The sequence below is a fragment of the Microbispora sp. NPDC004025 genome (genome assembly GCF_053604425.1).
In genome coordinates this window covers 65,442-90,901 of sequence record NZ_JBSGHN010000006.1, presented here as the reverse complement: position 1 = coordinate 90,901, position 25,460 = coordinate 65,442, and the positions used below count along the sequence as shown (strand labels likewise).

The 25,460-nt window shown below is 71.6% G+C and carries 19 protein-coding genes; 9 read left to right on the top strand and 10 right to left on the bottom strand.

What is annotated here, in order from left to right:
- Window positions 1-2: 2 nt before the first annotated feature.
- From ACWEQG_RS17810 to glgP, 3 genes are read right to left on the bottom strand one after another with little or no spacing between them, the layout of a single operon-like run.
- A complete protein-coding gene (locus ACWEQG_RS17810; protein ID WP_452285901.1) occupies window positions 3-776 on the bottom strand; it encodes an enoyl-CoA hydratase/isomerase family protein in 774 nt (257 codons plus the stop codon).
- 22 nt (window positions 777-798) lie between these two features.
- Window positions 799-1,857, bottom strand: a complete 1,059-nt coding sequence (locus ACWEQG_RS17805) for a glycosyltransferase family 4 protein (RefSeq protein ID WP_452285899.1) — start codon at window positions 1,855-1,857, stop codon at window positions 799-801.
- A 55-nt stretch (window positions 1,858-1,912) separates the two neighbouring features.
- Entirely contained in the window at window positions 1,913-4,510 is a 2,598-nt protein-coding gene (gene glgP, locus ACWEQG_RS17800) for an alpha-glucan family phosphorylase (RefSeq protein WP_363463737.1), read from the bottom strand.
- Window positions 4,511-4,891: 381 nt separating this feature from the next.
- Between glgP and ACWEQG_RS17795 the strand changes: the two genes are divergently transcribed.
- Genes ACWEQG_RS17795 through glgB form a run of 4 tightly spaced genes read left to right on the top strand, consistent with a single transcriptional unit; the run spans window position 4,892 to window position 12,329 of the window.
- Window positions 4,892-6,940: a maltotransferase domain-containing protein gene (locus ACWEQG_RS17795; RefSeq protein ID WP_452285897.1), complete on the top strand. Its 2,049-nt coding sequence runs from the start codon at window positions 4,892-4,894 to the stop codon at window positions 6,938-6,940.
- A gap of 31 nt (window positions 6,941-6,971) precedes the next feature.
- Entirely contained in the window at window positions 6,972-8,708 is a 1,737-nt protein-coding gene (gene treS / locus ACWEQG_RS17790) for a maltose alpha-D-glucosyltransferase (protein ID WP_363463733.1), read from the top strand.
- Entirely contained in the window at window positions 8,705-10,054 is a 1,350-nt protein-coding gene (locus ACWEQG_RS17785) for a maltokinase N-terminal cap-like domain-containing protein (protein WP_452285895.1), read from the top strand. Before treS ends, ACWEQG_RS17785 begins: the two co-directional genes overlap by 4 nt.
- Before the next feature lie 46 nt (window positions 10,055-10,100).
- Window positions 10,101-12,329 (top strand): 1,4-alpha-glucan branching protein GlgB, encoded by a 2,229-nt coding sequence (gene glgB, locus ACWEQG_RS17780; protein WP_452285893.1) that lies wholly within the window; start codon window positions 10,101-10,103, stop codon window positions 12,327-12,329.
- A 49-nt stretch (window positions 12,330-12,378) separates the two neighbouring features.
- On the opposite strand, the gene ACWEQG_RS17775 is transcribed toward glgB, so the two are convergent.
- Window positions 12,379-13,533, bottom strand: a complete 1,155-nt coding sequence (locus ACWEQG_RS17775) for an epoxide hydrolase family protein (protein ID WP_452285891.1) — start codon at window positions 13,531-13,533, stop codon at window positions 12,379-12,381.
- 62 nt (window positions 13,534-13,595) lie between these two features.
- Between ACWEQG_RS17775 and ACWEQG_RS17770 the strand changes: the two genes are divergently transcribed.
- Window positions 13,596-14,561, top strand: coding sequence for a helix-turn-helix transcriptional regulator (locus ACWEQG_RS17770; protein WP_452285889.1), 966 nt, complete (start codon window positions 13,596-13,598; stop codon window positions 14,559-14,561).
- A 17-nt stretch (window positions 14,562-14,578) separates the two neighbouring features.
- On the opposite strand, the gene ACWEQG_RS17765 is transcribed toward ACWEQG_RS17770, so the two are convergent.
- Window positions 14,579-15,562 (bottom strand): NAD(P)-dependent alcohol dehydrogenase, encoded by a 984-nt coding sequence (locus ACWEQG_RS17765; protein ID WP_452285887.1) that lies wholly within the window; start codon window positions 15,560-15,562, stop codon window positions 14,579-14,581.
- A 163-nt stretch (window positions 15,563-15,725) separates the two neighbouring features.
- Between ACWEQG_RS17765 and ACWEQG_RS17760 the strand changes: the two genes are divergently transcribed.
- The gene (locus tag ACWEQG_RS17760) at window positions 15,726-16,430 is read left to right on the top strand and encodes a DUF2306 domain-containing protein (RefSeq protein WP_452285885.1); all 705 of its coding nucleotides are present in this window, start codon (window positions 15,726-15,728) and stop codon (window positions 16,428-16,430) included.
- A gap of 14 nt (window positions 16,431-16,444) precedes the next feature.
- On the opposite strand, the gene ACWEQG_RS17755 is transcribed toward ACWEQG_RS17760, so the two are convergent.
- Window positions 16,445-17,074 (bottom strand): cysteine hydrolase family protein, encoded by a 630-nt coding sequence (locus tag ACWEQG_RS17755; RefSeq protein WP_452285883.1) that lies wholly within the window; start codon window positions 17,072-17,074, stop codon window positions 16,445-16,447.
- A 52-nt stretch (window positions 17,075-17,126) separates the two neighbouring features.
- Window positions 17,127-18,410, bottom strand: a complete 1,284-nt coding sequence (locus ACWEQG_RS17750; RefSeq protein WP_452285881.1) for an MFS transporter — start codon at window positions 18,408-18,410, stop codon at window positions 17,127-17,129.
- 134 nt (window positions 18,411-18,544) lie between these two features.
- Here ACWEQG_RS17750 and ACWEQG_RS17745 point away from each other — a divergent pair, with 134 nt between their 5' ends.
- On the top strand, window positions 18,545-19,480 hold the full coding sequence (locus tag ACWEQG_RS17745; protein WP_452285879.1) for a LysR family transcriptional regulator: 936 nt from the start codon (window positions 18,545-18,547) through the stop codon (window positions 19,478-19,480).
- An 18-nt stretch (window positions 19,481-19,498) separates the two neighbouring features.
- Here the strand turns inward: ACWEQG_RS17745 and ACWEQG_RS17740 are convergent, their stop codons facing one another.
- Together ACWEQG_RS17740 and ACWEQG_RS17735 are read right to left on the bottom strand one after the other, a co-directional pair.
- Window positions 19,499-20,155, bottom strand: coding sequence for a response regulator (locus ACWEQG_RS17740; protein WP_452285877.1), 657 nt, complete (start codon window positions 20,153-20,155; stop codon window positions 19,499-19,501).
- Window positions 20,156-20,246: 91 nt separating this feature from the next.
- The gene (locus ACWEQG_RS17735) at window positions 20,247-21,389 is read right to left on the bottom strand and encodes a sensor histidine kinase (RefSeq protein ID WP_452285875.1); all 1,143 of its coding nucleotides are present in this window, start codon (window positions 21,387-21,389) and stop codon (window positions 20,247-20,249) included.
- Window positions 21,390-21,608: 219 nt separating this feature from the next.
- Between ACWEQG_RS17735 and ACWEQG_RS17730 the strand changes: the two genes are divergently transcribed.
- Both ACWEQG_RS17730 and sppA read left to right on the top strand, forming a co-directional pair.
- The gene (locus ACWEQG_RS17730) at window positions 21,609-23,126 is read left to right on the top strand and encodes a glycosyl hydrolase family 18 protein (RefSeq protein ID WP_452285874.1); all 1,518 of its coding nucleotides are present in this window, start codon (window positions 21,609-21,611) and stop codon (window positions 23,124-23,126) included.
- Window positions 23,127-23,229: 103 nt separating this feature from the next.
- Window positions 23,230-24,921, top strand: coding sequence for a signal peptide peptidase SppA (sppA, locus tag ACWEQG_RS17725; RefSeq protein WP_452285872.1), 1,692 nt, complete (start codon window positions 23,230-23,232; stop codon window positions 24,919-24,921).
- On the opposite strand, the gene ACWEQG_RS17720 is transcribed toward sppA, so the two are convergent.
- Complete coding sequence (locus ACWEQG_RS17720; protein WP_452286316.1) at window positions 24,914-25,372, bottom strand: flavin reductase family protein; 459 nt, start codon at window positions 25,370-25,372, stop codon at window positions 24,914-24,916. The genes sppA and ACWEQG_RS17720 overlap by 8 nt on opposite strands.
- Between the last annotated feature and the right edge of the window lie 88 nt (window positions 25,373-25,460).

Genomic DNA, 25,460 nt, shown 5'->3' with positions numbered 1-25,460 from the left:
GCTCAGCGCCCGGTGAATTTGGGACGGCGCTTCTCGGCGAAGGCCGTCATGCCCTCCCGGGCGTCCTGGGTGGCGAACAGGCCGGAGAACTGGAGCCGCTCGATCTCCAGGCCGGTGTCGAGGTCGGACTCGAGGCCGTGGTCGATCGCGAGCTTGGCCGCCCGGACCGCGGCGACCGGCCCCTCGGCGAACGTCGCGGCGAGTTCGAGCGCCGCCGTGTAGACCTCGCCGTCGGGCACCACGCGGTCGACCAGGCCGATGGCGAGGGCCTCGGCGGCGTCCACGTGCCGCCCGGTGAAGATCAGGTCCTTGGCCCGGGCGGGCCCGACGAGCCGGGGCAGGCGCTGCGTCCCGCCCGCGCCGGGGATGATCCCGAGGGTGATCTCCGGCTGGCCGAGCTTGGCGCTCTGCCCGGCCACCCGGAAGTCGGCGCAGAGCGCGAGTTCGCAGCCGCCGCCCAGGGCGTACCCGGTGATCGCCGCGATCACCGGCTTGCCGATCCGCGCGACGGCGGTGAAGCAGTCCTGCAAGGTGCGCGAGTGCACGGCCATGTCGGCGTAGGACATGACCGCCATCTCCTTGATGTCGGCTCCGGCCGCGAAGACGCGCTCGCCGCCGTAGACGATGACCGCGTGCGTGTCCGGATCGGCGTCCACGAGCCGCGCGGCCTCCGCGATCTCCTCCTGGACCTGCCGGTTCAGCGCGTTCATCTTCGGCCGGTCGAGCCGGATCGTGGCGATGTGCTCGGAGATCTCCACCCTGACGAATTCACCCATGGCTCCCACCATAGAGGGGTGATCAGCGGCCGAGCGGGAGGGGCCGCCGGGGGCCGGCCGGCGCGGCTTCCGCCACCTCGCGGTAGACCCGCTCGTATCCCTCGACCATGACGGGCACGTCAAAGTGCCGGACCACGCGGGCCCGTACGGCGTGCGGGTCCAGCGCGGAGACCGCCTCGATCGCGGCCGGCAGCTCGGCGGGCGTGTCGCGGACGTAGCCGGTCACCCCGTCCGCCACGACCTCGGGCACCGCGCCCCGCCGCAGCGCCACCACCGGCGTGCCGCAGGCCATCGCCTCGATCATGACCATGCCGAACGGCTCGTCCCACGACAGCGGGAACACCAGGCACCGGGCCCGGGAGAACAGCTCGCTCTTGAGCGCGCCGTCCGCCTCCCCCAGGTATTCGACGTCGGGCCCGAGCAGCGGCTCCACCCGCTCGCGGAAGTAGGCCTGCTCGGCCCGCTCCGCCCGCCTGCCGACCAGCACGATGCGGCGCCCGGCCGCCCGCGCCGCCTCCACCGCGAGGTGCGCGCCCTTGTCGGGGCTGAGCCGCCCCAGCCACAGCACCCAGTCGTCCTTGCGCTCCCGGAACGGCCACGCGGAGACGTCCACCGCGTTGTGCACCCGTCCCACCCAGTTCAGGTCGGCCGCGTGGGCCCGCTGCGCCGAGGAGACGGCCACCAGGGACACGTCCGCGCCGAGGCCCCGGTAGTAGTCGCCGAGCTCCCCGCTCACGTCGTTGTGGCAGGTGACGACCGTCGGCACGAGCCGCCCGGCGGCGGTGAGAGGCCCGGCCAGCGAGTGGTCGTGCACGACGTCCACCACCAGGCCCCGCAGGAGGCGGGCCGCCCGGGCCGCGTGCACCACCTCCGGATACGACTCGCCGATCCGTTCCGAGGGCGGCTCCTCGTAGGTCCGCAGATCCACGCCGCGGCCGGCCCCGACGACGGTGACCCGGTGCCCGCGCGCCCGCAGGCCGCCGATCAGATTGGCGAGCACCGCCTCGATGCCGCCGTACGCGCGGGGCGGGACGTCGTACCACGGCGGCGCGACCATCGCGACGCGCAGGGCCCGTGTCATGGTGCTGGTCTACCCCTCTCACCTGCGGTGGAAGCGAGGCGAGAGGGGTGACCGATCAGCGCAGGGTGCCGTTGGTCATGCCGACCGGCTCCTCCGGGACGGCGACGAGGCCGAGCTCGGCGACCGACGCCATCAGCGGGTGGAACGGGACCACCCGCACGCTGTAGCCGAAGGCTCCCGTGCGGTCCAGCGGCACGACGCCGGTGTAGTGCGCCCGGCCGTCGTCGCCCGCCGAGTCGGCCTTGAGCGTGACGTAGCCGGGTGACAGCAGCTCGTCGTGCGCGCCCACCCGGCCGTAGGCGGCCTGGACCCGCACGTCCTCGGGCGACAGCTCGCCGAGGGCGATCGTGGCCCGCAGCTCCAGCCGGGCCCCCAGCTCGGGGGTGTCCCCGACGCCGGTCGCCTCGACGTGCTCGACCCGTACGCCCGGCCATGCCTTGGCCACACGCAGCTTCCAGGCCGCGAACAGCCGGGCGTCGCCGTAGCCGTCGGCCGCGAGCGCGCGGGCGGAGGCCGCCGCCGGGGCGTACAGGTCGGTGACGTAGTCATGCAGCATGCGCCCGGCGAGCACCTTCGGCCCGAGCGAGCTCAGCGTGTGCTTGACCATCTCCAGCCAGCGCCGCGGCAGGCCGTCGGCGGCCCGGTCGTAGAAGCGGTCGGCGACCTCACGCTCGATGAGGTCGTACAGCGCCGTGGCCTCCAGCTCGTCGCGGCGATCGGGGTCGTCCACGCCGTCGGCGCTGGGGATCGCCCAGCCGTTGTTGCCGTCGTACCACTCGTCCCACCATCCGTCACGGATGGACAGGTTGAGGCCGCCGTTGAGCGCCGCCTTCATGCCGGACGTGCCGCACGCCTCGAGCGGGCGCAGCGGGTTGTTCATCCACACGTCGGCGCCCGTCACCATGAGCTGCCCGAGCGCCATGTCGTAGTCGGGCAGGAAGACGATGCGGTGCCGCACGTCCTCGGAGTCGGCGAAGCGGACGATCTGCTGGATGAGCTTCTTGCCGCCCTCGTCGGCCGGGTGCGCCTTGCCGGCGATGACGATCTGCACCGGCTTGTCCGGATCCAGCAGCAGCCTGCGGAGCCGGTCGGGCTGGCTGAGCATGAGGGTCAGCCGTTTGTAGGACGGCACACGCCGAGCGAAGCCGATCGTCAGCACGTCCGGGTCGAGCGCCTCGTCCACCCAGCCCAGCTCGGCCTCGCTGGCGCCGCGCTGCCGCCACGACTTGCGCAGCCGCCGGCGCGCCTCCTCGACCAGGCGGGCGCGCAGCGTGCCTCGGATGCCCCAGATGTCGGCCTCGGAGAGCTTGTGCACGCCCTCCCAGCCCTGTGCCTTGTCGATCAGCGAGGGCAGCTCCTTGCCGGCGAGCTCCATCATCTCCCGGCCGACCCAGGTCGGGGCGTGGACGCCGTTGGTGATCGAGCCGATCGGCACCTCGTCCACGTCGAAGCCCGGCCACAGGCCCTGGAACATCTCCCGGCTGACCTGGCCGTGCAGCTCGGACACGCCGTTGACCCGCTGGGCCAGCCGCATGCCCATGACCGCCATGTTGAACACCGACGGGTCGGCGTCGGGGCCCTCGGGTTCCGCGCCGAGCTCCAGGATGCGGTCGACCGACACCGTCGGCCAGGCGTTCGATCCGCCGAACTGCCGGGCGATCATCTCGGCGGGGAACCGGTCGATGCCCGCGGGGACCGGCGTGTGCGTGGTGAACACCGTCCCGGCGCGTACGGCCTCCAGGGCCTCCTCGAACGACAGGCGGGCCTCGGTGAGCTCGCGGATGCGCTCGAGGCCGAGGAAGCCCGCGTGGCCCTCGTTGGTGTGGAACACCTCGGGCTCCGGGTGGCCGGTGATCCGGCAGTAGGCCCGGATGGCCCGCACGCCGCCGACGCCGAGCAGCAGCTCCTGCATCAGCCGGTGGTCGCCGCCGCCGCCGTACAGGCGGTCGGTCACGTCCCTGGCGACCGCGTCGTTCTCGGCGACGTCGGAGTCGAGCAGGAGCAGCGGCACGCGGCCGACCTGGGCCACCCAGATCTGGGCGTGCAGGACGCGCCCCTCCGGCAGGCCGATCTTGATGCGGGCCGGAGCGCCGTCCTGCTCCTTGAGCAGCGTGAGCGGCAGGCCGCCCGGGTCGAGGGACGGGTAGTGCTCCAGCTGCCAGCCCTCGGCGGACAGCGACTGGGTGAAGTAGCCGTGCCGGTAGAGCAGGCCGACGCCGAGGATCGGCACGCCCAGGTCGCTGGCGGCCTTGAGGTGGTCACCGGCGAGGATGCCGAGGCCGCCGGAGTACTGCGGCAGGGCGGCGGAGATGCCGTACTCGGGCGAGAAGTAGCCGATCGCCCTCGGCGCGCCCTCCAGCGACTGGTACCACCGGGGGGCGGTCATGTACTCGCGGAGGTCGTCGGCGGCGTCGGCCAGCCGGCGCAGGAAACGCCGGTCCTGGGCGAGCTCGCGCAGCCTGCCGGCCTCGACCGCGCCGAGCAGCGCGACGGGGTCGTGATCGACACGCTCCCAGACCTCGGGATCCACCTCGGCGAACAGGTCCATGGTCTCGGGGTGCCACGACCATCGAAGATTTTGGACCAACTCGCCCAGAGGTGCGAGCTGTGAGGGAAGAACGGTTCGGACAGTGAACCTGCGGATAGCTCTCACGGGGCCAGACCCTAGTTACTCAGCGCCACGACGCGCGACCGAATCAAACTTGTCGTACTGCGATGCCAGTTCTCGAACGCTCTCACCACCATCAAACCGGTTCAAACCTCACTAAAGTACCTTTGACCTGGTGATGTGCACGCCGGACGATCTCCGGCGGCACGCAATGATCGATCTCCCGGGGAGACCGTCCCAAACACGGCGAGCGGTCTTTCGTTCGGCAGGGGTAAGAGTGGACTATTAGGGCAACCCCTGTATGAACGAGGAAGGGACCGCGGCCAGCGGGTCCCCGCCTTCCGTGCTGCCCGCCTGACCACATGCAGTTCCTGCCCCGCAAGCCCCGGCGGCACCCGGTGTGCCGCCCCCGGATACGAAGTGACGATGATCGGACGCATTCCCATCCAGGACATCCAGCCCGTCGTCGACTGCGGCCAGTGGCCCGCCAAGGCCGCCGCGGGAGAGACCTTCGAGATCAGCGCGACCGTGTTCCGCGAGGGACACGACGCGGTCGCCGCCGGCGTCGTGCTGATCGACCCGAGCGGCACGCCGGGCCGGATGACGCCCATGCGCGAGATCGCGCCGGGCACCGACCGGTGGAGCGTGGAGGTGACGCTCCCCGCCGAGGGCCTGTGGCAGTTCCGGGTCGAGGCCTGGAGCGACCCGATCGCCACCTGGATGCACGACGCGGGCATCAAGATCCCCCGCAACCTCGACGCCGACCTCATGTGCGAGGAGGGCGCCCGGCTGTTCGAGCGGGCGGCCAAGGGCGTGCGGGCGGCGGACTGCGCGGCGGCGGAGGCGGGCGGCACCTGCGGGCACCGCGCCGCGCTGCTCGCCCTCGCGGCCCGCCTGCGGGACGAGGCGGTGGACCCCCGAGCGCGCTTCGCGGTGACCCAGCTGCCCGAGACGGCCGCGTTGATCGCCGCGCACCCGCTGCGCGACCTGCTCACCCGCTCCGGCCGCAACCGCATCAGGGTGGACCGGCGGCGGGCGCTGTTCGGCTCGTGGTACGAGTTCTTCCCCCGCTCCGAGGGGGCCGTGGTCGGGCAGGAGGGCGTCGCGCCCAAGTCGGGGACGTTCAGGACGGCGGCCAAGCGGCTCCCGGCGATCGCCCAGATGGGCTTCGACGTGGTCTACCTGCCGCCGATCCACCCGATCGGCACGCAGTTCCGCAAGGGCCGCAACAACACGCTGACCCCCGACCAGTACGACCCCGGGTCGCCCTGGGCCATCGGCGCGCAGGAGGGCGGGCACGACGCGATCCACCCCGACCTGGGCACGATCGAGGACTTCGACGCGTTCGTCGCGAAAACCCGTGAGCTGGGCATGGAGGTCGCCCTCGACCTCGCGCTGCAGTGCTCCCCCGACCACCCCTGGGTCAAGGAGCACCCGGAGTGGTTCAACATCCGGGCCGACGGCTCGATCGCGTACGCCGAGAACCCGCCGAAGAAGTACCAGGACATCTACCCCCTGAACTTCGACAAGGACCCGGAGGGGATCTACGCGGAGATCAAGCGGGTGGTCCGCCACTGGATGGACCACGGCGTGCGGATCTTCCGGGTGGACAACCCGCACACCAAGCCGGTCCGGTTCTGGGAGCGGCTGCTGTCGGACATCAACTCGACCGACCCCGACGTGCTGTTCCTCGCCGAGGCGTTCACCCGGCCACCGATGCTGCGCACGCTGGCCAAGGTCGGCTTCCACCAGTCGTACACCTACTTCACCTGGCGCAACTCCAAGCCGGAGGTCGAGGACTACCTGCGGGAGCTGGCCCGCGAGACCTCGCACTACCTGCGGCCGAACCTGTTCGTCAACACGCCCGACATCCTGCACGAGTACCTCCAGCACGGAGGCGTCCCGGCGTTCAAGATCCGGGCCGTTCTGGCCGCGTTGATGGCTCCCACGTGGGGTGTGTACTCCGGATATGAGCTGGCCGAGAACGTCCCGGTGCGTCCTGGCAGCGAGGAGTACCTCGACAGCGAGAAGTACCAGTACAGGCCGCGTGACTGGGCGGAGGCGGAGCGTGAGGGCCGAAGCCTTGCCCCGTTCATTACCCAGCTCAATTTGTTGAGAAGAGCACACCCGGCGCTCCAGGAATTGCGTAACCTACGGTTTCACAACGTCGACCAGCCGGACGTGATCTGCTTCTCCAAGCGGCTGCCCGGCGCCTACGACACGGCCACACGACGGCACGGACTAGGCGATGTCGTGCTGGCCGTCGTCAATCTGGATCCACACAACACACATGAGGCGACGGTCCGGCTCGACATGCCGGCCCTCGGTCTCGACTGGCATGCCGAGTTCGTCGTGGACGACCAACTGTCGGGCGAGTCGTACCGCTGGGGGCCGGCGAACTACGTGCGCCTCGATCCGCACGTCCATCCCGCACACATCCTCACGCTCCGCCACGGGTCAGCGCACCGTCCGTGAGCGCAGCTCTGCACATCCGGGGAGTCAACAGGTGAGCTCGACGACACCTCAGCCCAGCCACACGCAGCCCATCCCGAACACCTTCAACGAGGAGGAGCCGCGGGATCAGCGCTGGTACAAACGGGCTGTCTTCTACGAGGTGCTGATCCGTGGCTTCGCCGACTCGAACGGCGACGGCACCGGCGACATCCGCGGCCTCATCGAGAAGCTGGACTACCTCCAGTGGCTCGGCATCGACTGCCTCTGGCTGCTCCCGCTGTACGAGTCCCCTCTCAAGGACGGCGGGTACGACATCTCGGACTACATGAAGATCCTCCCGGACTTCGGTGACCTGGGAGACTTCATCCGGCTGGTGGACGAGGCGCACAAGCGCGGCATCCGCGTCATCGCCGACCTGGTCATGAACCACACCAGCGACCAGCACCCGTGGTTCCAGGCGTCCCGCCACGACCCCGACGGCCCGTACGGCGACTTCTACGTGTGGAGCGACACGGACGAGAGCTACAAGGACGCCCGGATCATCTTCATCGACACCGAGGCGTCCAACTGGACCTTCGACCCGGTCCGGGGGCAGTACTACTGGCACCGGTTCTTCCACCACCAGCCGGACCTCAACTTCGAGAACCCGGCGGTGCAGGACGCGATGATGGAGGTCATCCGCTTCTGGCTCGACCTCGGCATCGACGGGTTCCGGCTCGACGCGATCCCGTACCTGTTCGAGCAGGAGGACACCAACTGCGAGAACCTGCCGGCGACCCACGCGTACCTGAAGCGGGTGCGGGCCGAGGTGGACCGCATCTACCCCGACCGGGTGCTGCTGGCCGAGGCCAACCAGTGGCCGGCCGACGTGGTGGAGTACTTCGGCGACCCGGTCACCGGCGGCGACGAGTGCCACATGGCCTTCCACTTCCCGCTGATGCCGCGCATCTTCATGGCGGTGCGGCGGGAGTCGCGCTACCCGATCTCGGAGATCATGGCCCAGACGCCGAAGATCCCCGAGAACTGCCAGTGGGGCATCTTCCTGCGCAACCACGACGAGCTCACGCTCGAGATGGTCACCGACGAAGAGCGCGACTACATGTACTCCGAGTACGCCAAGGACCCTCGGATGCGGGCGAACGTCGGCATCCGCCGCCGGCTGGCGCCGCTGCTGGACAACGACCGCAACCAGATCGAGCTGTTCACCGCGCTGCTGCTCAGCCTGCCCGGCTCGCCCGTGCTCTACTACGGCGACGAGATCGGCATGGGCGACAACATCTGGCTCGGCGACCGGGACGGCGTCCGCACGCCGATGCAGTGGACCCCCGACCGCAACGCGGGCTTCTCGAACTGCGACCCCGGGCGGCTCTACCTGCCCGTGATCATGGACCCGATCTACGGGTATCAGGCGATCAACGTCGAGGCGCAGCAGAAGAGCGCCAGCTCACTGCTCCACTTCACCAAGCGGATGATCGAGATCCGCAAGCGTCACCCGGTGTTCGGCCTCGGCGAGTTCACCGAGCTGAACTCGTCCAACCCGAGCGTGCTCGCGTTCGTCCGTGAGCTGGGTGACGACCGCGTGCTGTGCGTCAACAACCTGTCGCGCTTCCCCCAGCCGGTCGAGCTCGACCTGCGCAGGTTCGAGGGATCCACGCCGGTCGAGTGCATGGGCGGAGTTCCTTTTCCCCCGATCGGCGAGCTTCCGTATCTTTTGACGCTCCCTGGGCATGGGTTCTATTGGTTCACACTGCCCGTCACGCACAGGACGGCCGGCACGAAGGAGGAGTGACGACTTCACTTCAGGGACTCCTGGCCGGCTGGATCACCGGACAACGGTGGTTCGCCGGCAAGGGGCGCGCCATCGACGACCTGTCCATCGAATCCGAGATCGAGGTCGCCGCCGGTGATCCGGCGCTGCTGCATCTGATCGTGTGCGTGCGGCAGGGGGAGCGCCGCACGCGCTACCAGATCCCGGTCGGGCTGCGCGAGCACCTGCCCGACCGGCTCGGCCACGTGCGGATCGGCACCTGCCACCGCGACGGCCGCGAGGTCGGCGTCTACGACGCGCTGCACGACTCCGCCCTGACGGGACACCTGCTGGAGGGGATGGCCGGGGACCGCCGGTTCGACGGCCTCGGCTTCCACCGCACCCATGGGGCGGAGATCGACACCTCGCTCCGCAGTCTCGTGCTGACCGCCGAGCAGTCGAACACCTCACTGGTGTACGGCGACAGGTACATATTCAAGCTGTTCCGCCAGCTCAACCCGGGGGTCAACCCCGAGCTGGAGATCATCACGGCACTCGCCGAGGCGGGCTCGGCCCACGTGGCCAGGCCGTACGGCTGGATCGAGACCGAACTCCAGGGCGAGCCGACCACCCTGGCGATCATGCAGGAGTACCTGCAGAACGCCAACGAGGGCTGGTCGATGGCCCTGACCAGCGTGCGCGACCTCTACGCGTGCCCGGAGGGCATGCCCGCGGAGGACGCCGGAGGCGACTTCGCCGGCGAGGCGCAGCGTCTCGGGCTGGCCACCGCGCAGGTGCACCGCGAACTCGCGCGGGCCTTTCCCACCGGGACGATCGAGCCGCCCGAGATCAAGCGGATGACCGAGCGGTTCCGCCGCCGCCTGGAGAAGGCGGTGGCCGAGGTGCCGAGCCTCGGCGAGCACGCGGGCGTCGCCGTCGAGGCGTTCGACCGGCTGGCCGACCTCGGCCATGAGATCCCGGTGCAGCGGGTGCACGGCGACTACCACCTCGGGCAGGTCATGCGGACCATGACCGACTGGGTGGTGCTCGACTTCGAGGGCGAGCCGGGCCAGCCGCTGGCCGAGCGGCGGGCGCTCGACTCGCCGCTGCGCGACGTGGCGGGCATGCTGCGTTCGTTCGACTACGCCGCACGGCACCTGCTGGCCGGGCATCCGAACGCCGACGGGCTGGAGAGCCGGGCCCGGGAGTGGTCGGAGCGCAACCGCGCCGCGTTCCTGGCCGGCTACTCCGAGGGCGGCGGCCGCATCCGCGGCGACGACGCGGTGCTGCTGCGCGCCCTGGAGCTGAGCAAGGCGGTGTACGAGGTCGTCTACGAGTCGCGTAACCGTCCCTCGTGGCTGCCCATCCCAATCGCGGCGTTCCGCTGACAAGATCAGGGTGTTCGGAGGGAAACATCTAGGGCAGGTTGGCGACATGGATTTGGACCGGCTGGCGGGGGGCGCGCACCACGACCCCCACTCCATATTGGGTGCCCATCCCGGGCCCGACGGCGTCACGATCAGGGCCCTGCGCCCCTTCGCGGAGAAGGTCGAGGTGCTGGCCGACGGCTCGGCGCACGAGATGGGCCACGTCGCGTTCGGGGTCTTCGAGGTGACGCTGCCCGGCGTCGACAAGATCCCGGACTACCGCCTGCGCATCACCTATCCCGACGCCCCGCCGTACGAGACGGACGATCCGTACCGGCACTGGCCGACGCTGGGCGAGCTCGACCTGCACCTGATCGGTGAGGGACGGCACGAACGGCTGTGGGAGGTGCTCGGGGCGCGGGTGATGCGCCACGAGGACGTGGACGGCACGGCCTTCTCGGTGTGGGCGCCGAACGCGCAGGGCGTGCGGGTGATCGGCGACTTCAACCACTGGAACGGCGCCGCCCACCCGATGCGCTCCCTCGGCCGGACGGGGGTGTGGGAGCTGTTCCTCCCGGAGATCGGCGAGGGCACGCGGTACAAGTTCCAGATCCTCGGCCTCGACGGCATCTGGCGGGAGAAGGCCGACCCGATGGCCCGCCGCACCGAGATCCCTCCGGCGACCGCCAGCATCGTCGAGAGGTCCGCGTACGAGTGGCGTGACCAGGAGTGGATGGCCGACCGGGCGACACGTGACGCCCTCGCCGAGCCGATGAGCACCTACGAGGTGCACCTCGGCTCGTGGCGGCCCGGCCTTTCCTACCGCGACCTCGCCCGCGAGCTGGTCGAGTACGTCGAGGACATGGGGTTCACGCACGTGGAGTTCCTGCCGGTCGCCGAGCACCCGTTCGGCGGCTCGTGGGGCTACCAGGTGACGTCCTACTACGCCCCGACGTCGCGGTTCGGCTCCCCCGACGACTTCCGCCACCTGGTGGACGAGCTCCACCGGGCCGGCATCGGTGTGATCGTGGACTGGGTTCCGGCGCACTTCCCGATGGACGAGTGGGCTCTGGCCCGCTTCGACGGCACGCCGCTCTACGAGCACGCCGACCCCGCCCGCGGCACCCACCCCGACTGGGGCACGTACGTCTTCGACTTCGGCCGCAACGAGGTGCGCAACTTCCTGGTCGCCAACGCGCTCTACTGGCTCAAGGAGTTCCACGTCGACGGACTGCGGGTGGACGCGGTGGCCTCGATGCTCTACCTCGACTACTCCCGCCGCGAGGGCGAGTGGACGCCCAACGAGTACGGCGGCAGGGAGAACCTCGACGCGATCGAGTTCCTCAAGGAGATGAACGCCGTCGTCTACCGCGAGGAGCCGGGGATCGTGACGATCGCGGAGGAGTCGACCGCGTGGCCCGGCGTGTCGCGGCCGGCGTACCTCGGCGGGCTCGGCTTCGGCTTCAAGTGGAACATGGGCTGGATGCACGACACGCTCAGCTACATGTCCCGCGAGCCGGTCTACCGGCAGTATCACCACCACCAGATGACGTTCTCCCTGATGTACGCCTTTTCGGAGAACTTCGTGCTGCCGCTCTCGCACGACGAGGTCGTCCACCTGAAGGGGTCGCTGCTGGGCAAGATGCCCGGCGACGAGTGGCAGCGATTCGCCAACCTGCGGGCGTTGTACGGCTTCATGTGGGCCCACCCCGGCAAGCAGCTGCTGTTCATGGGCGGCGAGTTCGGCCAGGGGGCCGAGTGGTCGGAGGCGGGCGGCCTCGACTGGTGGGTGCTCGACTTCGACTTCCACCAGGGCGTACGCCGCCTGGTGCGGGACCTCAACCGGGTCTACCGCGAGTCGCCGGCGCTGTACTCCCGCGACACCACCCACGAGGGCTTCCGCTGGATCGACGCCGACGACGCCTCGGGCAACGTGCTGTCGTTCCTGCGGTACGGCACGGACGGCTCGGTGCTCGCCTGCGTCGCCAACTTCTCCGGCGCCCCGCACGAGGACTATCACCTCGGCCTGCCGACCCCCGGCCGGTGGGAGGAGATCCTCAACACCGACGCGTACGAGTACGCCGGCAGCGGTGTCGGCAACATGGGCGCGGTCGATTCGGTCGAGGTGCCGCGGCACGGGCTGCCCTGCTCGGCCCGGCTGCGGGTGCCGCCGCTCGGCGTCGTGTGGCTGCGGCCGGTGGAGAGTCCCACGGCCGTGAGCCCGGAGATGGACGAGCGCGCCGAACCGGAGGAAGCGGCGGAGGCCGAGCCCGAGGGTCTGATCGCCGAATCCTGAGCTCTCAACGACCGGGGTCCGCGGCCGGACCCCGGTCGGGCGGAGCAGGTCAGACGCGGCCGCGGAAGAACTCCCGCAGGTCCTCCACGAGCAGGCCGGGCGCCTCCAGGGCGGGGAAGTGGCCGCCCCGGTCGAACTCGGTCCAGCGCACGACGGTGTGCGTCCTTTCGGCGAACCCACGGATGGCGAAGTCCGTGGGGAAGACCGCCACGGCCGTCGGCATGCCCGATCGCTCGCGCGGCGCCCACATGGACGGGTCGTTGAACCGCTCGAAGTAGGTGTGCGCGGCCGAGCCCGCGGTGCCGGTGTACCAGTAGAGGCTGACGTCGGTGAGGATCCGGTCGCGGTCCACGGCGTCTTCGGGCAGATCGGCGGCCGGGTCGGTCCACTCCTGGAACTTCTCCACGATCCAGGCGAGCTGGCCGGCCGGGGAGTCGTGCAGGGCGTGCGCGATCGTCTGCGGCCGGGTGCCCTGAATCTGCATGTACGCGCTCGACCGTTCCTGCCAGTCCTTCATCCGCCGCAGCCGCTCCTGTTCGGCCTCGGTGAGCGCGGCCATGTCGGCCGGGTTCCCTGTCGGGAAGGTGACCAGCGCGTTGAGGTGGACCCCGATGACCCGGTCGGGCGCCGCCCGGCCGATCAGCGGGGCGACGAAGGCGCTCACGTCGCCGCCCTGCACGCCGTACCGGTCGTAGCCGAGCCGGTCCATCAGCTCCGCCAGCGCTGCGGCGGCCCGCCCGTCGGTCCAGCCGGCAGCGGGCAGCGGGCCGGAGAAGCCGTACCCGGGAAGCGACGGGATCACCACGTGGAAGGCGTCGGCGGGGTCGCCGCCGTGCGCCACGGGATCGGTGAGCGGGCCGATCACGTCGAGGAACTCCACGATCGAACCGGGCCAGCCATGGAGCAGCAGCAGCGGCGTGGCGTCCGGCACGGCCGAGCGGACGTGCAGGAAGTGCAGGTCGATGCCGTCGATCGTGGTCGTGAACTGCTGATGGGCGTTGATCGCCGCCTCGTGCGCCCGCCAGTCGTACTTCTCCGCCCAGTACACCGCCAGGTCGCGCAGGTAGCCGGTCGGCACGCCGCGCTCCCAGCCGGTTCCCGGCAGCTCGGGGGCCCAGCGGGTGCGGGCCAGCCGATCGCGCAGGTCCTCGACGTCGGCCTGGGGGATCTCGATGCGGAACGGACGGATCTCGGTGTTCGTCATGTGATCACCATAGGAACGATCGGTGTCAGGTTCGGTCACCAATGGCGGGCACAATTGCGGTCATGCTCGAAACCTCGGCACGTCTGCTCCGGCTGCTCTCGCTGCTCCAGTCGCGCGGCGACTGGCGGGGCGCCGACCTGGCCGCACGACTCGGCGTGGGCCTGCGTACGGTGCGGCGCGACATCGACCGATTGCGCGACCTCGGATATCCGGTGGACGCCACCCCCGGAGTCGCGGGCGGTTACCGGCTCGGCGTCGGCACGGCGCTGCCACCGCTGCTGCTCGACGACGAGGAGGCGGTGGCGGTCGCGATCGGCCTGCACGCGGCGGCGACCGGCAGCGTGGCCGGGCTGGAGGAGAGCTCGGTGCGGGCGCTGGCCAAGCTCGAGCAGATGCTCCCGGCCCGCCTCCGGCACCGGGTGACCGCGTTCCGGGCGGCGGCCGTGCCGCTGACCGGGCCGGCGCAGGGCGGCGAGGCGGTCGACCCCGGCCTGCTGACCGCGCTCGCGGCGGCCTGCCGAGACCACCGGCGACTGCGGCTGCGGTACCCGGGACGGGACGGCCTGTCGGTCCGTACCGTCGAGCCCCACCGGCTGGCTCACACGCACCGCCGGTGGTATCTGCTGGCGTGGGACGTGGACCGCGACGACTGGCGGACCTTCCGGGCCGACCGGATCCAGGGACCTGTCGACCCGCCCGGCGCCCGGTTCACCCCGCGTACGCCTCCCTCCGGCGACGTGGCGGCCTACGTCTCCCAGGCGATCTCGTCGGCGCCCTACCGCTACCGGGCCCGGATCCTGTTCGAGGCCCCGATCGAGGCGGTGGCCCGGCGCTCCTCCCCCACCGCCGGCCGGCTGGAGGCGCACGGCGCCGGCGCCTGCCTGTTCCACACGGGCTCCGACTCGCTGGAGACGCTGGCCCTGCACGTCGCGGCCAAGGGATTCCCGTTCCGGGTGCTGGACCCGCCCGAGCTGGTCCCGGTCCTGCGCGACCTGGCCGACCGGCTGCGCGCGGCGGCCGAAGCCTAGCCACCGCCGCCTACCGGTCAGAGCGTGACGACGACCTTTCCGGGGGCGTGTCCCTGTTCCACGTACCCGACGGCCGCCGGGATCTCGGCGAACGGATAGCTGCGCCCGATCACGGGAGTGACCTTGCCGGCCTCGATGAGCTCGGTCAGCCGTGCCAGGTCGCCCGGGATGTTCCGGGCACCGATCACCTGGGTCATGACCACACGCTGGGAGACGAACGGCGACACCGCGAGCGTCGCGATCGTGTGGCCGACGGGCTGCAGCCACCGTCCGGCCGGCCCGCCGACGAGGACGTGGGTCCCCCGGGGCTTCAGCACCCGCGCGCAGGCCCTCAGGGCGCGGGTGCCCGCGATGTCGAGCAGCACGTCGTGGCGCGTCCCGCGCCGGGTGAAGTCCTCCTTCGTGTAGTCGACGACATCGTCCGCGCCGATCGACCGCACCAGGTCCGTGTTCCGGCCGCTGCACACACCGGTGACCTCGCCGCCGAACGCCTTGGCGAGCTGTACGGCGAAGGTCCCCACGCCCCCCGACGCCCCGTTCACGAGAACGGCCTGGCCCGGCTGGACTCCTCCCTGGTCGAGCGCCATCAGTGCGGTGACGGCCGCCAGCGGCACCGCGGCCGCCCGCTCGAACGACAGGTTCTCCGGTTTGCGGGCCAGCGCGCTCTCCCGCACGCACACGTACTCGGCGAAGCCGCCCTGCGTGAGCAGCGCGAACACCTCGTCGCCGGGGCGGAACCCGGTGACGCCCGCGCCGACCGCCTCGACCTGTCCGGCCACGTCGGCGCCCAGGACACCGATCCGCGGCCGGCGCGGCCCGAGCGTGCCGCCCATCAGGCGCGCGACGTACGGCTCGCCTCTCATGTGGTGCCAGTCGTACGGCTGGACGGAGGTGGCGCGCACCCGGACCAGCACCTCGCCGGGACCGGGCACGGGCGTGTCGAGGTCGGTGAGCTCCAGGACGTCGGGCGAGCCGTACGAGCGTAAGACGAAGGCCTTCATCGGTTTCTCCTCGTCGCTTCGGCGGTGGGGAGATTCAGCGTAGGAAGCGCCGCCGACAGGGCGTATCAGCCGAAAGTACGCCCGATCGGCAGCCGATCGGGCGGTGTGAATCCGGCCGTTCCGCCGATGATCCGCACCGGCCTCGCGAATCATCATCGGGGTCATGACCGAAGGAATATCGACGGAACGGCCCACACCCGCACGGAGCGGCTCGCCGGGCAGGAACCGCAGGACGGGATGGCTGGTGCCCGCCGCGCTGATCGCGCTCAGCGCCGTCCCCGTGATCGCCGGCGCCACCCGGCTGGGGCAGCTGACCGGCGGCGGGCCGGTCACGCACGACAGCGCCCGGTATTTCGCGACGCCCGCGCCCGTCGTCGCGCACATCGTCGCCGTCACCCTCTTCAGCCTCCTGGGGGCCCTCCAGTTCGCCCCGGGGCTGCGCCGCCGCAGGCCCGCCTGGCACCGCGCCGCCGGGCGGCTCGTGGTTCCGTCCGGGCTCGTCAGCGCGTTCTCGGGTCTGTGGATGACGCTGTTCTATCCCCCGCTGCAGAACGACAGCGCCCTCCTCGTGGGCCTGCGACTGGCGTTCGGCACCTTGATGATCGTGTCCCTCGTCCTCGGCTTCGCGGCGATCCGGCGGCGGGACGTCACCCGTCATCGCGCCTGGATGACCCGGGGCTACGCGATCGGCATGGGCGCGGGCACCCAGTTGCTGACCGTCGGGCCCTGGATGGCGCTGGCCGGCGAGCCCGGCCCGCTCCCCCGGGCGCTGCTGATGGGCGCCGGCTGGGTGATCAACCTCGCCGTCGCCGAATGGGCCATCCGCAGAGGCCCCACAGTCCCGGCCCTGTCCTCGACAGTGAGGTAGCCGTGCGTGCGGCCTCAGCCCGCGGGCTCGCCCTCCTCGCCCTCGGCGCGGCGGCTCTCGTGCAGGAGCGAACGCAGTCCGGCGGTGTCGATGACGTGGGCCAGTCTCGGGAAGACGCCGGTCATCAGGGCCTGGTGGACGTGCGGGTCCGGGTCGGTGACGCCGTCGGACAGGACGTAGAGCCGGTAGTCGCGATCGGCGGCGTCAGTGAGGGTGGACAGCACGACGCCGCTGGTGGTGATGCCGGCGACGACCAGGGTGGTGATCCCGCGGTCCCGCAGTCGCCGGTCCAGGTCCGTCGTGGAGAGCGCGCCGTAGCGGGTCTTGCGGACGGTGATGTCGCCGGGCTCGGGAGCGAGCCGGTGGTCGATGCCCGCGCCGGGGTCCGCGTGGTGCATGAGACGCTGCCGGCCGACGAAGGAGAACGCCTTGTTGGCCGGTGGGATCGCCGCCCAGTCGGCTTCGGTGAATCCGACTCGCACGTAGGCGACGGCGGCGCCGTGCGCGCGCATGTCGGCGATGGCGCCGGCCACCCGTGACAGCAGTGGTTCCGTGTCGGGGAGCGAGGCCAGGATCGCCTGCTGGAAATCCATGACGAGCAGCGCGGCCGTCCGGGGGTCCAGCGCCGGGGTCGTGACGGTCATCTTCTCTCCTTGGGTGACGAGGATCGGGGTGAGCGACGGCCGTGGCGGCCCGTCAGGCGCGGCTCGCCGGTGCGGGCTCCGCCTCGGCGAAGGGCTCGGAGAGGGGCTCGGAGAGGGGCTCGGCGACGGGTGCCGCGGCACGCCGGGGGAGCAGCAGCGGGGTGGCCAGCAGGAGCACGCCGGCCAGGCCGATGGCCGCGCGCGGACCGAGCAGGCCGCCCAGCACGCCCCATACGGCCGTCAGCAGCGCGGTCGAGGCCTTGGTCGTCACCGTCCAGGCGGACAGCGTGCGGGCGATCCGCCCGGTCGCGGTGCGCTCGAGACGGTAGGTGGCGCAGACGGGGTTGAAGACCCCGCAGCAGAAGATGAGCCCGAGCTCGACGCCCATCACCAGCAGCAGCCCTCCGGTGCCCGGCCCCACGAAGGCCAGGCCGACGAGCCAGAGCGCGCGCAGCGCCCCGGAGACGACCAGGACCCGGTGCTGCCCGAACCGGGTGACGAGCGGCCGGGCCAGCCGCGCGCCGAGCAGCCCGCCGACGGAGGGCGCGGCGAAGGCGAGGCCGTACTGCCACGGCTCGAACCCGAGCCGCCCGAGCATCAGGACGGCCAGCAGCGCGTCCGCGGCCATCACCAGGCCGTTGAACACGGCGGTGTTGAAGAACAGCGGACGCAGCGTCGCGTCGGCGAGGATGTACCGCCAGCCGTCGAGCAGATCCCCGGCCCGCATGCGCGCGGTCTCCCTTCGCTCGGGGCGCGGCTCCCGGCCGCCCGTCGCGCGGATGCCCAGGGCCGAGAGCAGGTAGCTGACCGCGTCGGCCACCACCGTCGCCACCGGGCCGAGGAGCCCGATCGCGGCGCCGCCCAGCGGCGGTCCGATGATCGTCGTGGTCCAGGACGTGGACTCGAACCGGGCGTTGGCGACGAGCAGGTGCTCGGCCGGCACCAGCGTCTTCAGGTACGCGCCGGAGGCGGCGCGGAAGGTGATGTCGGCCGCCGCGACGACCACCGAGACCAGCAGGAGCTGGACGAAGGAGAGCACGCCGAGCGCGAACGCCGCGGGGATCGTCAGCAGCGCCGCGAACCGCACCAGGTCCGTCCCGATCAGCACCGGCCGCTTGCGGCGGAACTCCACCCACGGGCCGAGCGGCACCGCCACCGCCGCGCCCGCCGCCGCCCCCACGGAGGCCAACGCCGCGACCTGCGCCGGACCGGCGTGCAGCACCTGGACCGCGATCAGCGGGAACGCGCCGAAGGCGAGCCAGGTGCCGAGCGCGCTGGTTCCGTACGCTGCCCAGAGCCACCCGAACCGCCGCCCCAACCGGTGCCCGTTCCGCATGTCCGACGCCCCTCGCCACTCATCCGTACAACCGATTCGCGATCGGGGACATCAAATCGAGCGCCGTGACCGCAGATCAAACAACCGGAAGGCCACTCAGCCACAACGAACGGTTGTATCCATAGGGTGTACGCATGGACCTCGACACCGTCCGGACCTTCGTCGCCGCCGCCGACGCGGGGCAGTTCCAGGAGGCCGCCGCCGAGCTGGCGGTCACCCAGCAGGCCGTCTCCAAGCGCGTCGCCGCGCTGGAGCGCGACCTCGGCGTGCGGCTGTTCACCCGCACGCCGCGCGGCGCGGAGCTCACCATCGACGGGCAGGCGTTCCTGCCCCATGCCCGGGAGCTGCTGCGCGCCGCCGACCGGGCCGTCGCGTCCGTGCGCACCGGTCGCCGGCCGCTGCGCGTCGACATGCTCACCTCACGCAGCGCGCCCTCGGGCCTGATGCGCGGCTTCCACCGCGCGCACCCCGACATCGATCTCGACGTGGTCATGCTGTTCGACATCGACAAGGCCGTCGCCGCGATCCGGTCCGGTGCGATCGACGCGTCCTTCCGGGCCGTCGCCATGCCCGGCCGGCCCCTGCCCGAGGAGATCGAGTCCGTCCGGGTGCTCGACGAGCCGCTCCAGCTCCTCGTCGGCCCCGCTCACGCGCTGGCCGGCGCCCGGTCGGTGACCGTCGCCCAGCTCGCCGGGCACCGGATCTGGATGCCCGGCCTCGTCCCCGGCACCGAATGGACCGCCTACTACGACCACCTCGTCGCCGAGTTCGGCCTCACCATCGAGGCGACCGGCCCCAACTTCGGCTCCGACGCGCTCCTCGACACCATCGCCGACACCCCGGCCCTGGCCACCTTCATGGGCGGGCAGACCCGCCTCGTGTGGCCCGCCGGCCACGGCCTGCGGCGCATCCCGGTGACCGACCCCACGCCCGTCTACCCGCACTCGCTCCTATGGCACCGCGACAACCCCCACCCCGCGCTGGCCACCCTCCGCGCCCACCTCGCCTCCGGGGCGGCCGGCCTCGACGCCGCCGGGACGTGGGCGCCGGGCTGGGCGGTCCGGCGCTGAGCGCGATGCGGGACCCGGTCAGCTGCCGACGCGGCCGGTCTGGTGGGCCCAGATGGCGATCTCCACGCGGTTGCGGGCGCCGAGCTTGGCCATCAGGCTGGCGACGTGGGTCTTGACCGTGCTGAGTGAGATGTGCAGCTCGGCGGAGATCTCGCCGTTCGTCCGGCCGCGCGCCACGGCGGCGAGGATCTCCTCCTCCCGATGGGTGAGCGCCTCGACGGGCTGCGGAAGGGACGAGGCGCGACCGGTGCGGGCGAAGGTCCCGAGCAGCCGGGCGGTGACGCTCGGGGCGATGAGCGCGTCCCCTTCGGCGGCGGCGTGGACGGCCTGGGAGAGCATCTCGGCGCCGGCGTTCTTCAGCAGGAAGCCCCGGGCACCGGCCTTCAGGGCGGCGTAGACGTACTCGTCGAGGTCGAACGTGGTGATGACGACGACGGCGAGCGGGTCGGCGACGTCCGGCCCGGCGAGGGCTCTGGTCGCCTCGATCCCGTCGACGCCGGGCATGCGGATGTCGAACAGGCACACGTCGGGGCGCAGGCGCCGGGCGAGCTCGACGGCCCGCCGCCCGTCGGCGGCCGTGGCGACGACCTCGATGTCCGGCTGGGCGTCGAGGATCATCGCGAGCCCGGTGCGCACGATCTCCTGGTCGTCGGCGACCAGCACCCGGACGCTCATGCCACCCCCTCGCCTTGCGGCTCGGGTCGCGTCGTGCCGGAGGCGCGCAGGTGAACCAGCCGAATCGCGCAATGTCTATTGAATCGCTCGCTCATGTCGCGGCCCCGTCCCGGGGCAGCACCGCGGTCACGGTCCATCCCCGATCGCGGTCCGGGCCGGCCACGCACGTCCCGCCCAGCAGGTTCGCGCGCTCGCTCATGCCGACGATCCCGTATCCCGGCGACTCGGCCGCACGCGCGGGGCCGCCGTCGCCGTCGTCGCGTACGCACAGGCGGACCGCGGCGTCGTCGGCGTCGACGCGCACCTCGACCCGGGTGGCGTGCCGCGCGTGCCGCAGGGCGTTGGTCACCGACTCCTGGGCGATGCGGTAGACCGCGGACTCGACCGACGGGGGCAGACCGTCCAGGTCGCCGGAGATCTCCACCTCGACCGCCGGATGGTGGGAGCCGCCCCGGCTCGCGAGGAGTTCGATGTCGGTGATGCGCCGGCCGGGTGTCAGCTCCGCCGGACGGTCGCGGCGCAGGACGCGGACGATGGCCCGCATCTCGTCCAGGGCCCGCGCCGCCTCGGCCTCGATCACGCGGAGGGCCTCGGCCGCGGCGTCCGGGCGCGACGCCGACGTGGCGAGCCCCGCCTGTGCGCGGATGGCCATCGCGGAGACGTGGTGCGCGACCGTGTCGTGCAGGTCGCGGGCGAGCTGCTCGCGCATCAGCAGCTTGACCTGGTCCAGCTCGCGCATCCGCACCCCGGCGCGGTACCGGAACGCGCCGCCCAGGCTGGTGGTCGCGAGCGTGACGGCGAACGGCCCGACCGCGTCGGCGGGAGCGGCGTGGTCGACGAGCACGGAGAGACCGACGGCGGTGAGCAGGATGCCCAGGCCCGTCATGATCTCGCGGCCCGACCCCCAGCGGAACAACGCGTAGGGCAGGATCAGCACGTATCCCAGCGTGTACACGTCGAGCGTCGCGCCGGTCACGAGGATCGGGACCAGGCTCGTGACGGCGAAGCAGATCGCCAGCATCGCCAGCGGCCGGGTCCGGCGCCACAGCAGCGTGGGCAGCAGCCCGACGGCGACGGCCACCGCGAACGGCCGCATCGGAAGGTCCGGCCGCAGCACCCCCTCGAGCACCGCGAGGGGCGCGAGCACCCCGACGAGCACCCAGTCGCGCCACACGCGCAGGGGCGGGTCGGGGGGACGGGGCTCGCCCCACACGGAGCGGATGAGGCCGGGCACGGCTTCATCGTACGGAAGCCGTGCCCTCGGCGACCGACCAGGACGGAGACTCCTGTGTCGCCTTCCCCTCAGGGCCCGGCGTACGGCCGGTGACCTTAGCGAAGGCTTAAGCGACGTTTAGGGGGCCGGTAGGGCGTTGACCATCCGGCGAGGAATGCTTACGCTCGCAAATTAATAGGAAACTTTCCTGTCCTTTACCCCCCAAGAGCAGGAGCTCCGTTGCGCAAGATCCTCCTCGGGTCCCTTATCGCCGGTGCCGCGCTCCTCGCGCCGCTCGCGATCGGGACCGCCTCCGCCGCGGCCCCCGCCGCCGTCCCCCAGAGCCAGTCGGCCGTCCTGGCGTACCCGGCCTGGGCTCCCAACACCTGGTACGCCGTAGGCGCCCGGGTCACGTACTCCGGCAAGGACTACGAGGCCATCCAGGCGCACACCTCCCTGACCGGCTGGGAGCCGCCGAACGTCCCTGCCCTGTGGAGGCTCCTGGCGGGCAGCTCCCCCTCGGCCAGCCCGAGCACGCGCCCGCCCACGTCGCCCTCCCCGTCACCCACCGCCTCGCCGTCCGCGTCCCCCTCCCCGTCCCCGTCGCCCACCAAGAGCCCGACGCCCCCGCCGCCCGGCGGCAAGAAGGTGCTCGGCTACTTCGCCGACTGGGGCGTGTACGGCCGCCAGTACTTCGTGAAGAACATCGTGACCAGCGGATCGGCCGCCAAGCTCACGCACATCAACTACGCCTTCGGCAACGTCACCAACGGCCAGTGCGCGATCGGCGACTCCTACGCCGACTACGACATGGCCTACACGGCGGCCAACAGCGTGGACGGCAAGGCCGACACCTGGGACAACCCCAACGCGCTGCGCGGCGCGTTCAACCAGCTGCGGAAGCTGAAGGCGCAGTATCCGCACATCAAGGTGCTCTACTCCTTCGGCGGCTGGACCTGGTCCGGCGGGTTCGGCCAGGCGGCCGCCAACCCCGCCGCCTTCGCCAACTCCTGCTACAACCTGCTGAAGGACCCGCGCTGGGCCGACGTGTTCGACGGCATCGACATCGACTGGGAGTACCCGAACGCCTGCGGCCTGAGCTGTGACTCCAGCGGTGCGGCGGCGTTCAAGAACCTGATGGCGGCCCTGCGGGCCAAGTTCGGCTCCAACTACCTCGTCACCGCCGCGATCACCGCGGACGGCACGAACGGCGGCAAGATCGACGCCGCCGACTACGGCGGCGCGGCCCAGTACGTCGACTGGTACAACGTGATGACCTACGACTACTTCGGCGCCTGGGCCGCGCAGGGCCCGACGGCCCCGCACTCGGCGCTCACCTCCTACTCCGGCATCCCCACCGCCGGGTTCTACTCCGACGCGGCCATCCAGAAGCTCAAGAGCAAGGGCGTGCCGGCGAGCAAGCTCCTGCTGGGCATCGGCTTCTACGGCCGCGGCTGGACCGGCGTCACCCAGGCCGCTCCCGGCGGCACCGCCACCGGTGCGGCGCCCGGCACGTACGAGGCGGGCATCGAGGACTACAAGGTCCTCAAGAACAGCTGCCCGGCCACCGGCACCGTCGCCGGCACGGCCTACGCCAAGTGCGGCTCGAACTGGTGGAGCTACGACACCCCCGCCACCATCGGCGGGAAGATGACCTACGCCAAGAACCAGGGTCTCGGCGGGGCCTTCTTCTGGGAGTTCAGCGGTGACACCGCCAACGGCGAGCTGATCACCTCGATGTCCAACGGCCTCAAGTAGTCCGGCTGGTCCGGCGGCGGCCCCCGCGCACACCGCGCGGGGGCCGTCGCATGGGCAATATCATCCGGCCATCCCGTCGAAACCGTCGCTTATGGTGGCATTTATGGACGCGACGAGGACGATCGTTGAGACGGTGGGCAAGCTGCGGCAGCGGCGTACCGCGCCGCTCGTGTTGGAGCTGGACCTGACCGAGGGACTGTCGGAAGGCCCGCCCGCCGACCCTGTCTCCGCCCTGCTGTCCATGCGCAAGGCGCGCCTCACCGACGTGCTGTCGGGCCTGCGCCGCGCCCGCAAGGACCCCCGTGTCACCGCGCTGATCGTCAAGATCGGCGGCTATCCCCTCGGTCTCGGCATGGTGCAGGAGCTGCGCACCGCCGTGGTCAAGCTGCGCGCCGCGGGCAAGCGGACCGTCGCGTTCGCCGAGACGTTCGGCGAGTTCGGCGCGGGCACCGTCCCCTACTACCTGGCCAGCGCCTTCGAGCGGGTCTACCTCCAGCCCTCCGGCGACGTCGGCCTGACCGGGGTGGCGCTGGAGCAGCGGTTCCTGCGCGACGCGCTCGCCAAGGCCGGGGTGGAGTATCAGATCGGCCAGCGGCACGAGTACAAGACCGCGGCCAACACGTTCACCCAGAACCACATGACCGACGCCCACCGCGAGTCGGCCGGGCGCATCGCCGAGTCGATCACCGAGCAGGTGGTCGCCGGCATCGCCGACGCGCGCGGCCTCGATCCGAAGCGTGTGCGCGAGCTGATCGACCAGGGCCCGTTCATCGGGGCGGAGGCCGTCGAGGCCGGGCTGGTGGACGGGCTGAAGTATCGCGACGAGGTCTACGGCGAGAGCGTCGAGGACGGCGCGCACCTGCTCTACGTGTCGCGGTACGCCAAGAGCACGCTGTCCGGCAAGCTTCCCCACCCCGGGGCCGACACGGTCGCCCTGGTCCACGGCAACGGCATGATCCGCCTCGGCCGCAGCGGCCGCTCGCCGCTCGGCGGCGGGGGCGCCATGGGCTCCGACACCATCTGCGCCGCCCTGCGCTCTGCCCGGCGGGACGAGAAGGTCAAGGCCATCGTGTTCCGTGTGGACAGCCCCGGCGGGTCGTACGTCGCCTCCGACGCGATCTGGCGCGAGGTCGTGCTGGCGCGCGAGGCGGGCAAGCCGGTCATCGTGTCGATGGGCGACCTGGCGGCCTCCGGCGGCTACTTCGTGTCGATGGCCGCCGACGTGATCGTGGCCCAGCCGGGCACGCTGACCGGTTCGATCGGCGTGTTCGGCGGCAAGCCCGTCGTGGGCGAACTGCTCGGCAAGCTCGGCGTGGTGACCGAAACGATCGCCGAGGGCGCCAACGCCGGGATGTTCTCGCCGTCCACCGCGTTCTCCGAGACCCAGTGGGAGCGGGTGAACGCCTGGCTCGACCGCATCTACGACGACTTCGTGGGGAAGGTGGCACAGGGCCGCGGCCTCACCAGGGAGCGTGCCCACGAGCTGGCCAGGGGCCGCGTGTGGACCGGCGCCGACGCCAAGGCGGCCGGCCTCGCCGACGAGCTCGGCGGTCTCGAGGACGCCCTCGCCCTGGCCCGCCGCAGGGCCGGGCTCGCCGACGACGCCCCCGTACGGACCTATCCGCGCATGCACCCCCTGGAGCGGCTGCGCCCGCCGGAGTCCAGCGAGGACAGGTCGGCCGCGCTCGCCCGGGTGCGTCTCGAGGCGTGGGGACCGCTGGCGCGGATGGCCGGGCAGCTCGGCCTTCCGGCGTACGGCCCCCTGGTGCTGCCGGGCCACTGGACGATCAGGTGATCGCGCGGTAGCGCGAGCGGAGCCGTACGAGCGGGGACTTGGAGGCGTCGACGTAGTCGACGCCGAGGACCTCCCCGACGAACAGCGTGTGATCACCGGCCGGGACGACCTGCGTCGTCTCGGCCTCGATCGCCGCCACCCCGCGCTCCACGACCAGCGCCTCACTGTGCGCGCCGCGATGGTGGGCGACCCCGGCCAGCAGGAGCCGGGCGCTGGGCCGTCCGGCGGCGGCGAACCGGGAGGCGACCGCCTGCTGGCCGTCCGCCAGCACGCTCGCGGCCCAGCGGTCCCGGCGCAGCAGCACCTCGGCGAGGTATCCGGCCGAGTCGAGGCTGACCAGCACGAGCGGCGGGTCGAGCGACACCGACATCAGGGTCGTGACCGTCGTGCCGAGGTCGTCCCGGTCGTCCTTGACCGTCAGCACCGCCACGCCGGCGGCCACCTGCCCCATGGCCTCGGTGAACAGTCCCTGCGCAGGTCCCACGCGCGGCTCCTTCCCCTCCGGCGTGCGACTGTGCCACCGAGTCCGGGGACACGCA

Coding starts and splice junctions, on each gene's coding strand:
- ACWEQG_RS17810 (WP_452285901.1), bottom strand. CDS start 776: ATGGGTGAATTCGTCAGGGTGGAGATCTCCGAGCACATCGCCACGATC.
- ACWEQG_RS17805 (WP_452285899.1), bottom strand. CDS start 1,857: ATGACACGGGCCCTGCGCGTCGCGATGGTCGCGCCGCCGTGGTACGAC.
- ACWEQG_RS17795 (WP_452285897.1), top strand. CDS start 4,892: ATGATCGGACGCATTCCCATCCAGGACATCCAGCCCGTCGTCGACTGC.
- glgB (WP_452285893.1), top strand. CDS start 10,101: ATGGATTTGGACCGGCTGGCGGGGGGCGCGCACCACGACCCCCACTCC.
- ACWEQG_RS17775 (WP_452285891.1), bottom strand. CDS start 13,533: ATGACGAACACCGAGATCCGTCCGTTCCGCATCGAGATCCCCCAGGCC.
- ACWEQG_RS17770 (WP_452285889.1), top strand. CDS start 13,596: ATGCTCGAAACCTCGGCACGTCTGCTCCGGCTGCTCTCGCTGCTCCAG.
- ACWEQG_RS17765 (WP_452285887.1), bottom strand. CDS start 15,562: ATGAAGGCCTTCGTCTTACGCTCGTACGGCTCGCCCGACGTCCTGGAG.
- ACWEQG_RS17760 (WP_452285885.1), top strand. CDS start 15,726: ATGACCGAAGGAATATCGACGGAACGGCCCACACCCGCACGGAGCGGC.
- ACWEQG_RS17755 (WP_452285883.1), bottom strand. CDS start 17,074: ATGACCGTCACGACCCCGGCGCTGGACCCCCGGACGGCCGCGCTGCTC.
- ACWEQG_RS17750 (WP_452285881.1), bottom strand. CDS start 18,410: ATGCGGAACGGGCACCGGTTGGGGCGGCGGTTCGGGTGGCTCTGGGCA.
- ACWEQG_RS17745 (WP_452285879.1), top strand. CDS start 18,545: ATGGACCTCGACACCGTCCGGACCTTCGTCGCCGCCGCCGACGCGGGG.
- ACWEQG_RS17740 (WP_452285877.1), bottom strand. CDS start 20,155: ATGAGCGTCCGGGTGCTGGTCGCCGACGACCAGGAGATCGTGCGCACC.
- sppA (WP_452285872.1), top strand. CDS start 23,230: ATGGACGCGACGAGGACGATCGTTGAGACGGTGGGCAAGCTGCGGCAG.
- ACWEQG_RS17720 (WP_452286316.1), bottom strand. CDS start 25,372: ATGGGGCAGGTGGCCGCCGGCGTGGCGGTGCTGACGGTCAAGGACGAC.